Below are 12,341 nucleotides of genomic sequence, written 5' to 3' on the forward strand. Positions count from 1 at the left end.
GTCCGAAAGCATACTTTCAGCGGCTGGCGTTCCACGGACCGTCGTCCCAACGGTCGCCGCGCGCGGCCGGGGTGTTCCAGGTCTCCGGCAGGGTCGGCGACCAGGTGCTGAGTCCGGTGGACGGCGCGGCGTTCCAGTCCTGGACGGTGGCGGCGCGGGCCAGCCGACCGTACGACTCGACGACCCGGGTGGCGATCAGGCCGGCGACCACCACCGAGCCGGCGATCGCGAAGAGCGAGATGTCCAGCTCCCTGCGGCTCTGGTAGTCCAGGAACAGGGTCAGCCCGATGACCGCGAAGAGCGTGCCGAAGATCCCGCCGCGCCGGCCGAACGCGCTGGTCCCGCCGAGCAGCGCCAGGCCCAGCCCGATGCCGGTCCACTCCAGCCCGGTGCCGGGCCGGATCGGACCGGCGGCCTGTCCGGCCAGTATCGTCCCGGCCCCGGCCGCGAAGACCGCGGACAGCATCAACGCGACCAGCACCGGCAGGACGACCGCGGCGCCGCGCCGACCGGCCGGGTCGCCGACCGGGCGCATCCGGCCCAGGAAGCGGCGCACCGGCCCGATCGCGCCCAGCACGCCGCCGAGCACGGCGAGGATCGCGAAGCCGCCGAAGAGTACGAAGGCGCGGTCGGTGGGCTGCCAGTCGCCCTGCACCGCGACCGGGGCGACGCGCAACTGGTCGAAGGTGATCACCGCGAACCCGGCGGCCAGGGTGGCCGCCCAGCCCGGCACGTGCAGCACGAGCACCAGCAGGCCGACGATCAGGCCACCGGCGGCCGCGATGATCAGGGCCGGGACCAGCGCCCGGAGCGTGCCGTCGTCGCTGTTCTCGGCGAACTGGAACTCGGCGGCCAGCACGATCGGGCCGATCGCCAGGTTGGGCACCCCGGCGCGCAGTGACAGACCGGCGCCGAGTGTGATCAGGCCGATCGCCGCCCCGGTGACCAGCAGGCCGTCCAGGGCGGGCCGCTGCAGGGCGGCGGCGTCCTCGCGCCAGAGCAGGAAGCCGAGCACCCCGGCGACGACCAGGAGCACGACCTCCCAGCCCAGGTGCACGCCGAGCCGGTCGCGGCCGTCGTCCTCGGCGGGCGCGGGCGAGGCGGTCACCGGCGCGGACAACGACTCATCGAGGGTGCCGCCGCCCGCCGTGTCGTCGAACTGGACGCGACGGCGGTACGCGGCCGGGTCGGTCTCCCCGGTGCTCTCGCCGGGACGACGGATCGTCGTGTCGTCGTACGCCATGGTCCGCGCCTCCTTACGCCTCCACGAGCGGTTCGAGGCGCACGCTACTCCCGGACAGGCCGCCCGCCGCAGAGGATACGGACGCGAGACGGCCTGGAGTTCACGCCCCGGAAGCCTGCGACGCGCGTCAACGCCCGCCGGCCGGGCGGTCGGAGTCGTCGTCCTGCCGGTCCGGCCGGTGCGGCACCCGGCAGGACCGTTCCAGCCAGAGCGCGGCGCCGACCAGCGCGCCCGCCGCGACCAGCGTGGTGGCCACGGTCGGCACGTCCGACCGGGCGGCGTCGGTGGGCTCCAGCACCAGCCACGCCAGCACGCCGGCGGAGAAGCCCGCGGTCAGCGCGCCGACCAGCGACGACGCCTTGGCCAGCGCGACGTAGCGGGCCACCAGCAGCGGCTCCACCGGGGGCGCACCGGGCTTGCGCTGGATCCGGGCGCTGGTGTTCTGCGCCAGGTAGGCCTCGGTGAGGGTCAGCGCGACCAGCACGACCGCCGCCGTCCAGGGCAGCGGGGCGACCCGGTAGAAGAACTGGTTGTAGCCGAGCAGCAGCCAGCCCAGGGCGGCCCCGACCAGCGCGGCCAGCACCAGAGCCGAGGCACTCGTCGGCTGCAGTGACGGGTCGGTCCGGCGCCCGCCGGGGGCGTCGTCGGGGTTGGCGCTCACGTCGTCGACTCTAGCGACAGATCCGGACGTGGCGTCATCGCGGCGACATCCCCAGCGAGTTCCGGCGCGTTCAGCAGCGCGGCGAGCGGACCGTGCCCGGGCAGCTCGCCGTCGGCCTCCAGGTCGAGCCACGGGCGCAGCACGAACGCGCGCAGGTGCGCACGCGGATGCGGCAGGGTCAGGTAGGGATCGTCGCTGACCACCGGACGGCCGTCGGCGTCCCACACGGCGATCACGTCGACGTCCAGGGTGCGCGGTCCGAACCGGCGCGCCGGGTCCCGCTCGCGGCCCGCGGCCGCCTCACAGGCGCGGGCCCGCTCCAGCCAGTCGCGCGGGGCGGCGGCGGGATCCGCCGCGAGGACCACGGCATTGAGGTACGACGGCTGCTCCGTGTCGCCCCACGGCGGCGTCTCGTAGACCCCGGAGACGTGCCGGACGCACCGGCCGAGCACGGCCACCGCCGTGCGCAGGTGCGCCGCCCGGTCGCCCAGGTTGCTCCCGATCGCCAGCACGGCCCGGCTCATGCCGCACGCTCCCGGCGCAGGGTCACCGCGACGTCGGCGAACTCGTGCGGGATCGGGGCCTGCGGCTTGTGCACGGTGACCTCGGCGGCGGTCACCCGGGGGTCGCCCAGACAGACGTCGAGCAGCCGGTCGGCCAGGCGTTCCAGCAGGTTGACGGGCTCGCCGGTGAGCACCGCGACCAGCGCGGTGGCCAGTTCGCCGTAGTGCACGGTGTCGGTGACGTCGTCGGTCGCGGCGGCCCGGCTCAGGTCCAGGTCGAGCCGGACGTCGACGAGGAAGTCCTGGCCCTGCTCGCGCTCGAAGTCGTACACCCCGTGCCGGCCGCGGGCGCGCAGCCCGGTCAGCGTGATCCGTCCGTTCACGATTCTCCTCCTCTGGCTCGGTTCCACGTCAGCTCGGCCCCGGCCCGGGGGCGGGCAGCCCGAGGTCGTACCTCTAGTTCCTGGTGAGTCGCGGCGACCCGGTGGCGCGCCACACGGCCAGGGCGTCGGCGGTCTCGCGCACCTCGTGGACCCGGACACCCCAGGCGCCGGCGGCGACGGCCAGCAGTGAGGTGGCGAGGGTGGCCGCCTCGCGGCCGGACACCGGTCGCGGCGTGCCGTCCGGTCCGGCCAGCAGGCGGCCCAGGTAGGTCTTGCGGCTGGCGGCGAAGAGCACCGGGTGGCCGAGGTCGACCAGGACGTCCAGGTGGGCGCTGAGCGCCCAGTTGTGTTCCGCGGTCTTGGCGAAGCCCAGACCCGGGTCGAGGACGATCCGGGTGGGGTCGACGCCGGCCGCGACGGCCGCGTCCACGCGGGCCCGCAACTCGTCGCGCACCTCGGTGACCACGTCGCGGTAGTGGGCGAGCCGCTGCATGTCCCGGGAGTGGCCGCGCCAGTGCATGAGGATCCACGGGCAGCCGGCCGCCGCCGCGACCGCGGCCATCCCCGGGTCGGCCAGCCCGCCGGAGACGTCGTTGATCATCACCGCACCGGCCGCCAGGGCGGCCTCGGCCACGGCGGCGCGGGTGGTGTCGATGCTCAGCGGCACCCCGGCGGCGGCGAGACGCTCGATCACCGGTACCACCCGGGCGGTCTCGGTGGCGGCGTCGACGCGTTCCGCGCCGGGGCGGGTGGACTCGCCGCCGACATCGACGATGTCCGCGCCCTGACGGAACAGCGACATGCCATGTTCCACCGCGGCGTCGAGGTCGGCGTAGCGCCCGCCGTCGGAGAAGGAGTCCGGCGTGACATTGAGGACACCCATCACGACCGGGTGATCCGTGTGGAGCAGTTCAGCGCCGATGACCTGGGCTTCTGTCGACGAAGTCAGCACGCGTCGAGAGTACGGGGCCGAGGTGGTTCGAACAGGTGTACGATGCGCCGTGACGCAGACCCCACCAGCCCTTCACCTTGGGTAACGAAACGGACGCTTGTTGCTCGCAAGTACGAGCCGTACTCTTCGGATCTGGGCATCATGAAGTGACCGAAGAGAGCAGACGAGCATGGCAGTGCCCGAATGGCTCACTCGACGTAGTGGGCTACAGGCTGCACGATATGGGCGTTGCCGCACGGCTTCACAACTGCAGCGTGTCCGTACCCCCCATACCGGACACGGGGAGGTTTACCGATGATTGCCACCGAGCTCGCCGGTCACGTCGCGACGGCGTTCCACAGCGGCACGCTCGCTGCCGCGGCCGATCCCAAGGGCATCAACACCGAGGGCATCGTCACCTTCTTCGCGAGCAACATCGCACCGATCCTGCTGGCGGTGCTCGGCGTCATCTTCATCGGCCGGGCCAGCCGCGGTGAGATCTCCAAGGTGCTCACCAGCTCGGCGATCGCCGTGGTGGGCCTGGCGTTCATCGCCGGAGCGGCGACCCTCTTCTTCCTCGGCGACTACCTGATCAAGCTGATCTTCAACTGAGATGCGGCTCCGGACCGACGACGACATCTACCGGGCCCGCCTGGTCTATCTCGGCCCGCCCGGCTACACCCTGCCCGTCCACCTGCCGTACGCGCAGTACGGCATGTTCGTCGTGCTGGTGCCGCTCTTCATGGCGATCCACTACCTGATCACGCTCGACTTCGACCCGTTCCCGGCCTGGGAGATCGCCCTGGCCATGGTCACCACGTCGTACGTGTTCCGGCATGTCGACCCGGACCGGCCGGCCCGGGTGGTCATCCGCACCGCGCTCACCGACTGGCGCCGCACCCGCGAACCCGCCGTGGAGCGACGCGATCCGAGACTTGTCGCCACTCGCATCCGCGTCCGGGAGGAGTTGGTATGACCTCATCGACCCTCGGTGGTGTTCACGCATGACCGCCAACCCTCCGCACGGGCATCCCCGCGCGGCTGCACCCTCGCCGGGCAGGCAGAGTAACGGTGTGCGTCCGGACCACTACTCCCCGCCCGAATCGCTGGACGGCGCCGAAGAGTTCGTCACCGCGCCCGGGCACGGCGGCGTGGGCGTGTTCCAGGCGCCACAGACCGTCCGCGCGCCGAGCGCCCCGGTCGACACCACGATGGACATCGACTCCCCGTTCCTCGACCTCTTCGGCGGAACCGGCGCCCCCGCCCGGCCGAGCGCGCCCACCCGTCCGAGTGATCTTCCGGTGGATCCCGCCGAGACCAACGGGCATCGCGCCAACGGCTCCGGGCCGGTCCCGCCGCCGACCCCCCCGGTCACGGATCCACCGGGTGGTGGCGCCGGATCGACGGCCGTCCCGGTCGACGTGCCGTCGTCCGCCCCGCCCGCCTCGAACGGCTGGCCGGACGCCCCGTTCACCCGGGCCCCGAGCGGTCCCGAGCCGGACTTCTACCCGGAGCCGGCGGCGGTGCCCGACGACCCGGACGCCGACGACTGGTCGGAGTACGACGAGTGGCCGCCACCGCGGCAGCCGGCGAGCCCGCCCGCGACCGTGGAACCGGTCGCCACCCCGCCGCTCTGGCAGAACGTGGCCACACCCGGCCGGCCGGCGCCCGCCCCCGAGCCGGTCGCGGCCGCCCTGCCGGTACCCGTACCCGAAAAGGCGCCCGCCAAGCGCAAGCCGAGGACTCCGGCGAAACGCGAGGCGGCCGGCCGCAAGCAGCCGAAGGCGCCGCGTCCGGCGCCGCTGCGCCCGCAGAAACTCAAGTTCAACGACCGCGACCCGGCCATCGAGCTGGCGATCAGCGAGATCGCCGGGCACCTCACCTTCACCCAGAGCACCGTCACGGCCTGGTACTACCTGCCCGAGGTGCGCTGGGCGTTCCGGCCGGACGCGGAACGCGAGGCGCTGCTCAGCGCGATCTCCGAGCAGTACGCGGGCCTGGCCGGCTTCCGGCTGCACCTGCGGCGCACCACCCGCCCGTTCCCGGCCGACGAGTGGGCGCGCACGGTGGACTCGTTCACCGCCAAGCCGCTGCCCGACGTGCACGGCGCCACGTCCTGGTCGGACCATCTGGTCGCGGCGCAGCGGCACCTGCTGTCGGTCAACCACGCGGAGGGGCAGACCTATCTCGGCGTCACCTTCGCCCGGCGCTCGCTCGGCGACACGTTCTCCGAGCGGGTGCTGCGCGTCTTCGGCCGCGGCACCTCGGAGAACGAGCGGCGCAAGCTGGGCCGCACGGTCGAGCAGTTCGACGAGGTGCTCAACGCGTTCGGGATGCGCGGCCGGCGGGTCACCCCGCAGGAGCTGGAATGGCTGCTGTTCCGCTCGGTGGCGCTGTGCATGGCGCCGCCCGGGCTGCTCTCCCCGGTCTCCAACGGCCACTGGGAGACCGGCGACCTGCTGGCACTGACCGAGCAGGTGGAGCGGTACCGCACGCCGTACGGCTCCACGGTGAAGCTGGTGAACCGGATGACCGGTGAGGAACGCCACATCGCGGTGCTCTCGGTCGGCCGGATGGAGCCGCTGGAGATCCCCGAGAAACACGAGCCGTGGCTGCACTTCCACGAGCGGCTCCCGTGGCCGATGGAGCTCTCCTCCCGGCTGGACATCCTCGGCTCGGGCAGCTCCTTCAAGAACCTGGAGCACCGGCTGCGGATGATCCGGTCGCAGCAGCTGGACTACGCCGAGCACGGCATCGACGCCCCACCGGAGCTGGAGCGGCTGGCCAAGCGCGCGCTGGTGATCGGCGACGAGATGACCACCGGCCTGCCCACCGAATCGGCCCGGGCCCACGGCTGGCACCGGATCGCGGTCGGCGGCGCCAACCGCGAGGAGTGCCTGGAACGCGCCCGGCGGCTGATCCAGCTCTACTCCCGTGAACTGCGGATCTCCCTGCAACACCCGAAGAACCAGGATCAGCTGGCGCGCGAGTTCATCCCCGGCGAACCGATCGCCAACACCGGGTACGTCCGGCGGATGCCGGTCAAGCTGCTGGCCGCGGCGCTTCCGCAGGCCGCCTCCACGGTCGGTGACCGGCGCGGCGACCTGATCGGGCGGACCGCCGGCACCTGCCGCCGGCCGGTCTTCCTCGACCTGCACTTCCCGATGGAGGTACGGGAACGCTCCGGACTCGGCGTCTTCGTGGCCGAGCCGGGCGGTGGCAAGTCGACGCTGATGGGCGCGCTCGGCTACCTCAACGCCCGCCGCGGCGTGCAGGTGACCCTGCTCGACCCGTCCGGGCCGCTCGCCCGGCTGTGCCAGATGCCGGAACTGCGTCCGTACAGCCGGGTGCTGAACCTCACCGGATCCGAGCAGGGGACGCTCGCGCCGTACGCGCTGATCCCGACCCCGATCCGCTCGGAGTTCCCGACCGGCCCGACCGGCGACCGGGAGTTCGAGATCGCGGTCTCCAACGCCCGCGCCGAACGCCGCATGCTGGTCCAGGACATCTGCTCGATGCTGGTGCCGCCGCAGGTGGCCAAGGAGGCGTCCACCGCGACGCTGCTGCGGCACGCCGTCCGGCAGGTCCCGGCCGAGGAGACGTCCACCCTCGACGACGTGGTCGCCACCCTCCAGGGCCTGGACGACGACGGCAGGGAGCTGGCCAACCTGCTGCTGGACACCGCGGAGATGCCGCTGGCGCTGCTCTTCTTCGGTCGCCCCCCGCAGCACCTGCTCGGCGCCGACTCCGCCCTCACCGTGATCACCATGGCCGGCCTGCGGCTGCCCGACCTCAAGATCGAGCGGGAGTACTGGTCGGCCGAGGAGTCCCTCGCCCTGCCGATGCTGCACACCGCCCACCGGCTCGCCGTGCGACGCTGCTACGGCGGCTCGATGTCGTCCCGCAAGATGGTCGGCCTCGACGAGGCACACTTCATGGAGGGCTGGCGGTCCGGACGATCGTTCCTGGTCCGGCTCGCCCGCGACTCCCGGAAATGGAACCTGGCCGCGCTGGTCGCCTCCCAGAACCCGCGCGACATCCTCGGCCTGGACGTGCAGAACCTGGTCTCCACGGTCTTCGTCGGCCGGATCGCCGAGGACCAGGAGATCGCCTCCGAGGCGTTGCGGCTGCTGCGGGTCCCGGTCCATGACGGCTACGAAGCGACGCTCGCGTCGCTGTCCCAGGTGGACACGTCATCCCAGCACCGGCTGGGCTTCCGCGAATTCGTCATGCGCGACGTGGACGGGCGGGTCCAGAAGGTTCGCGTCGACGTCTCGTACGTCGACGGGTTGTTGGAGCACCTGGACACGACGCCTGGAGCGGCGCAGCAGCCTGCGGTGGTGCCGCTCCCGTCCGACCTGGAGGTTTGAGATGGTGCGGCGGGGGTTGGCGCTGTTTTCGGCCATGGTTGTGCTGGTGGTGGCGTCGATCGCCTGGGCGGTCGCCGCACCGTCGGGGGCGTACGCAGCCCCCGGCAAGGCACCCGGCGGGCCCTGCAGCCTGGAAGAGTGGAAGAAGGACTTCCGGCAATGTGTCAACCGCCTCAAGGATGCAGCAGGCGAAAAGGCGTCCTGCGAAAGCGCACCTACACCCAGCACCCCTGACTCTGGCCTGGCGGGATGGTTCGCCGAAAAACCAGAAGCGTCCAATCAGCCAGGCCCCAAAGGCATGTACACCCTTTACGGATATGCCGGATACAGCTTTCCAATCTACGACCAAGAAGGCGGTTGCACCGCACCACTGACAGAAGCCGACTCGCGAATAGAATCGACCATCGCGAACGGTGAGTTCATGGTAGCGACGGCGATTATCGGCGCATCGAACGCACTCCGTGAGCGAGCTTGGGACCCGCAGTCGCTCTGGGGCTGGGCCGACACGCTGGTTCAGCAGGCAACTACGGCGGTCTACCAGAAGGTTTTTACGGCATTCGGCGTTATCACCCTGGCAATTGTCGGCATCTACCTCATCTGGCGGTCTCGGCAAGCGGACATGGGGGCAGCAACGACAACTGCCGGCTGGGCCATCTTGGTCATGGTCGGCGTCACCGCGATCGCTGCCTGGCCTGTTCGGTCAGCCAATCTCGCCGACCAAAGCCTCGTAACCTCGCTCAGTGTGGTGCACGACGCTGTAGGCCCCAGAGCCCAGAGCCCAGCGTCCGGTACCGACTGCAAGCTGGGTAAGGCCGACGCCTGCACAGACAAGCGGCCACCGGCAGTTCGCGCCAGCGACACAGCCACCGAAACGATGCTCTATCGAAACTGGCTTCGGGGCGTTCTTGGATCTGCCGACAGCGAAACCGCACAAAAGTACGGTCTCGCCCTTTATGATGCCCACTCTCTACGCTGGGACGAGGCCGAGGAGATCCGCAAGAACCCAGCCATCCGAGAAGCAACACTAGAGCGCAAGAGAACTCAATGGTCGCTCGTTGCACAACAAATCAAGACCGAAGATCCGGAGGCGTATGACTACCTCCAAGGGACCAATGGCATGGAACGGATTGGCTCGGGATTCATCGCCGCCCTAGCTGCACTGATGTTCGCCATGTTCGACCTAACCGCCTCGGTTCTTGTGCTCCTCGGCTTCCTGATCTTCCGATGGGCGGTAATCGCGGTTCCTATTCTAGGAACAATTGGTCTCCTGAGGCCGGCAAGCGCTGGCATCCGACGCCTCGGTAATGCCGTTGTAGCAGCGATCTTCAATATCGCCATCTTCGGGACAGGCGCTGCCATCTACCTCTTTGCCGTAGACCTCATCATGAACACGGCAAGCCTTCCGGGATGGTTGCAGGTGGTTCTGGTCTGGCTGTGCGGCGTTGTGGGCTGGCTGCTGCTTCGCCCGTATCGCAGGATCACTCAACTCGGCGGTAAGGACGGCGCTGCCACCATCGCCTCCGGCGGGTCCTGGCATCGCCGCTTCTTCCGGGACATGCGCGAGGCCGCGAAGCTGGAGGTCGCCGAGGGCGGCAGCACCCGTGAGCCCGTGATCGGCAAAGACGGGCGCGTTGTCTTCATCGAACAGCGCAACCTACGCCCTGAGGCTCGGCTCGAAGACCCGGCGCACGCGGCTTCGACCCGCAGCGAGACGGCCGCCGTCGCCACCCTTGGTGACGAGCCCCGACCGGGCCTTCCGGTCCGTCCGGACGGCAACGAGTCCGTCCGTGAGGGCAAGCCGGCTGCGGTGGAACCCACCACGCCGAACCGACCTGCTCCAGTGCGTGCTCGGCGCACCGCCGAATGGACGGAGCCGGACGTGGCAGAGCGCCCGACATCGTATGCCATCTATCGCCCGGAGACCGGTTCGACCACCCAGGAACCGGCGACGCCCCGGGTGCGGTCAGAGGCGAGGTGACGCATGTCGGGAGTGATCGCGCGCGGACTCAACGCCCTCTTCCGCTCGCGTTGGGGAATAGCCCTGGTTCTTGCCGTCATCGTGCTCGCTGTGGTCGGCGTCGGACGACTGTTCTCCGACGGAGATGCCGGCTCCCCCTTGGCCGGCCTCGGTTCGCCGGCTCCCGCGATCAGCATCAACCCGGCCGACGACGACAGTGTCGTCTCCTCGGAGCCACCGCCCACCCCGAAGACCAGTCCCGGACGTGCCCAGCCGGAGGCGGTGGCCTACGCCTTCGCCTCGGCATGGGTGAGTCACACCGGCGTGACGTCGAAGAAGTGGCTCGACCGCCTGGTTCCGAACGCCTCCACCGATCTCGCTGACCAACTTCGTGGCGTCGACCCGGCCGGCGTTCCGGCGAACCGAGTGGTCGGCCGCCCGGTCGTGGAGGCGGTCAACGACACCCTGGTCAACGCGGTGGTGACGATGGACTCCGGCAGGCTGAGCCTGCGCCTGGTCGCACCCGACGGCCATTGGCTCGTGGACGGCATCGACTGGGAGGCGGCGTGAGTCTCCGGCGGCCGCGCAAGGTCGTACTTCTGGCCGCTCTGGTGACCACCCTTGCGCTGCTGTGCTGCGCCGGAAGCGTCACGGTCATCCTGTTCGGCGGGTTCAGCGACGATGACGACGAACGCGCCAACCTCACCATGGCCGCGTTCGGATGCGGCGAGGCCGGTCCGATCGATCCCAATGCCGAACTGCCGGACGTCCGGGAGTACGGCGACCAGCAGGTCCGTAACGCGGCCATCATCATCAATGTCGGCGCGAAGATGCGGATGCCGCCGCGCGCATGGGTGATCGCGGTGGCGACCGCGATGCAGGAGTCCGGGCTGGTCAATCTGGGCCATCTCGGCGCCCGGAACGACCACGATTCGCTCGGCCTCTTCCAGCAGCGGCCGAGCTCGGGCTGGGGCACGCCGGAACAGGTCCGGGATCCGGAGTACGCCGCCACGAAGTTCTACCAGAAGCTCAAGAAGGTACGAGGCTGGGAGAAGAAGTCCCTGACCCGGGCGGCGCAGGCGGTTCAGATCAGCGCCTACCCGGACGCCTACGCCAAGCATGAACCGGCCGCGACTCAGATGGTCAACATGCTGGCCGATGGTGCGGCCAACGCGGTGGGGAACTCCCTGTCGATGGAATGCGCGGCGTCGGGCCAGATCGCCGCGTCCGGCTGGACGAACCCGGTCCAGGCGGAAGTCGGATCCGGCTTCCGGACTCCGGAACGGCCCAACCACCAGGGTGTCGACCTGATGGTCGGTAGGTACGCGCCGATCGTCGCGGCGGCAAGCGGCATCGTGTCGATGGTGAAGTGCGACGAGGACTTCCGGGGTCGGAAGACGTGCAACGTCGACGGGTACCCGGGCAAGGGCGGATGTGGCTGGATGGTGGAGATCGAGCATGCCGGGAACGTGATGACCCGGTACTGTCACATGGTGCAGCGCCCCTTCGTCCACAAGAACCAGAAGGTCACCGCGGGTGAGGTCATCGGCCGTGTCGGCACAAGCGGCAACTCGTCCGGTCCCCACCTGCACTTCGAGGTCCATATGAACAATGACCGATCGAGTGCCGGCGCGACGAACCCCGTGCCGTTCATGCAGCAGCACGGCGCACCACTGGGCGACGCCGGATAATGAGCGAACCCGTTCCCGACCCTTTCTTCAGTCAAGCCAGCTGGGAGCTTGAGCCTCCTCGGCCAGTCGTTCCAGTGCCGGCCACAATGAGCGGACAGCTGCGAGGCCGTCGAGTTCTTATCGGCCTGCCTGGCCTTGGATGGCGCTGCGATCTCCGAGCTGATGAGAAGGTAGTCCAAGGAAGTCGGACCTACATTCCCGTAATGCCAGAAGCGGAATGGTACCGGGCCGAGTCGGAGCAAACTGAAGTATTCGCTGCCCTCGTTCCGATTGACCGCGTTTGGGTGGAAGACCTAGGCGTGTCCGCCCCATTCGTATCGGCCACGCCACCGAAGCCGAGGCTGGTCTCACTCGATGAGCCCTCTCGACGACTACCGGTACCAGCCGATCAGGCCACCTCACTGACAGGCCAGCGCGCGGTTCGGCTTCTAGACGATGGTGGCGAAGAGCGAGACTTACGCGTCACCACCGAGCTGTATACGAGTGAAAATGGTGAAGTCTGCGCACGCGTGGCCATCGAACTGGAGTGGTACCGGTGGGCATGGAACGGACGAGTTCCGCAGACCCTAGAGGTACCGTCTCGCCTTCTGTGGCTTGAATAA

At 69.8% G+C, this 12,341-nt stretch carries 12 protein-coding genes; 7 read left to right on the plus strand and 5 right to left on the minus strand.

The features are described 5' to 3' along the window. Window positions 1–16 precede the first annotated feature (16 nt). From ACTEI_RS34995 to folP, 5 genes are all read right to left on the minus strand, one after another. Window positions 17–1,243 carry an ABC transporter permease gene (locus ACTEI_RS34995; RefSeq protein ID WP_122981545.1) on the minus strand — a complete coding sequence of 409 codons (1,227 nt, stop codon included), beginning with the start codon at window positions 1,241–1,243 and terminating at the stop codon, window positions 17–19. Window positions 1,244–1,370: 127 nt separating this feature from the next. Beyond that, window positions 1,371–1,904: a DUF3180 domain-containing protein gene (locus ACTEI_RS35000; protein ID WP_122981546.1), complete on the minus strand. Its 534-nt coding sequence runs from the start codon at window positions 1,902–1,904 to the stop codon at window positions 1,371–1,373. Then, on the minus strand, window positions 1,901–2,428 hold the full coding sequence (gene folK / locus ACTEI_RS35005) for a 2-amino-4-hydroxy-6-hydroxymethyldihydropteridine diphosphokinase (RefSeq protein WP_122981547.1): 528 nt from the start codon (window positions 2,426–2,428) through the stop codon (window positions 1,901–1,903). Before folK ends, ACTEI_RS35000 begins: the two co-directional genes overlap by 4 nt. Then, the gene (folB, locus tag ACTEI_RS35010; RefSeq protein WP_122981548.1) at window positions 2,425–2,790 is read right to left on the minus strand and encodes a dihydroneopterin aldolase; all 366 of its coding nucleotides are present in this window, start codon (window positions 2,788–2,790) and stop codon (window positions 2,425–2,427) included. The genes folK and folB overlap by 4 nt, the downstream gene beginning before the upstream one ends. Before the next feature lie 73 nt (window positions 2,791–2,863). After that, window positions 2,864–3,673 (minus strand): dihydropteroate synthase, encoded by an 810-nt coding sequence (gene folP, locus ACTEI_RS35015; protein ID WP_122981549.1) that lies wholly within the window; start codon window positions 3,671–3,673, stop codon window positions 2,864–2,866. A gap of 363 nt (window positions 3,674–4,036) precedes the next feature. On the opposite strand from folP, the gene ACTEI_RS35020 reads away from it, so the two are divergent. From ACTEI_RS35020 to ACTEI_RS38830, 7 genes are read left to right on the plus strand one after another with little or no spacing between them, the layout of a single operon-like run. After that, a complete protein-coding gene (locus ACTEI_RS35020) occupies window positions 4,037–4,333 on the plus strand; it encodes a hypothetical protein (protein WP_122981550.1) in 297 nt (98 codons plus the stop codon). Window position 4,334: 1 nt separating this feature from the next. Beyond that, window positions 4,335–4,697 carry a hypothetical protein gene (locus tag ACTEI_RS35025; RefSeq protein WP_122981551.1) on the plus strand — a complete coding sequence of 121 codons (363 nt, stop codon included), beginning with the start codon at window positions 4,335–4,337 and terminating at the stop codon, window positions 4,695–4,697. A 28-nt stretch (window positions 4,698–4,725) separates the two neighbouring features. After that, window positions 4,726–8,091: an ATP-binding protein gene (locus ACTEI_RS35030; protein ID WP_122981552.1), complete on the plus strand. Its 3,366-nt coding sequence runs from the start codon at window positions 4,726–4,728 to the stop codon at window positions 8,089–8,091. Window position 8,092: 1 nt separating this feature from the next. Next, the gene (locus tag ACTEI_RS35035) at window positions 8,093–10,069 is read left to right on the plus strand and encodes an MFS transporter (RefSeq protein WP_122981553.1); all 1,977 of its coding nucleotides are present in this window, start codon (window positions 8,093–8,095) and stop codon (window positions 10,067–10,069) included. Window positions 10,070–10,072: 3 nt separating this feature from the next. Then, window positions 10,073–10,618, plus strand: coding sequence for a hypothetical protein (locus tag ACTEI_RS35040; protein ID WP_122981554.1), 546 nt, complete (start codon window positions 10,073–10,075; stop codon window positions 10,616–10,618). After that, window positions 10,615–11,739 carry a M23 family metallopeptidase gene (locus ACTEI_RS35045; RefSeq protein ID WP_122981555.1) on the plus strand — a complete coding sequence of 375 codons (1,125 nt, stop codon included), beginning with the start codon at window positions 10,615–10,617 and terminating at the stop codon, window positions 11,737–11,739. Before ACTEI_RS35040 ends, ACTEI_RS35045 begins: the two co-directional genes overlap by 4 nt. After that, on the plus strand, window positions 11,739–12,341 hold the full coding sequence (locus ACTEI_RS38830) for a hypothetical protein (protein WP_122981556.1): 603 nt from the start codon (window positions 11,739–11,741) through the stop codon (window positions 12,339–12,341). The genes ACTEI_RS35045 and ACTEI_RS38830 overlap by 1 nt, the downstream gene beginning before the upstream one ends.

Origin of the sequence: Actinoplanes teichomyceticus ATCC 31121 (assembly GCF_003711105.1) — a bacterium.
In the GTDB taxonomy this organism is placed as follows: domain Bacteria; phylum Actinomycetota; class Actinomycetes; order Mycobacteriales; family Micromonosporaceae; genus Actinoplanes; species Actinoplanes teichomyceticus.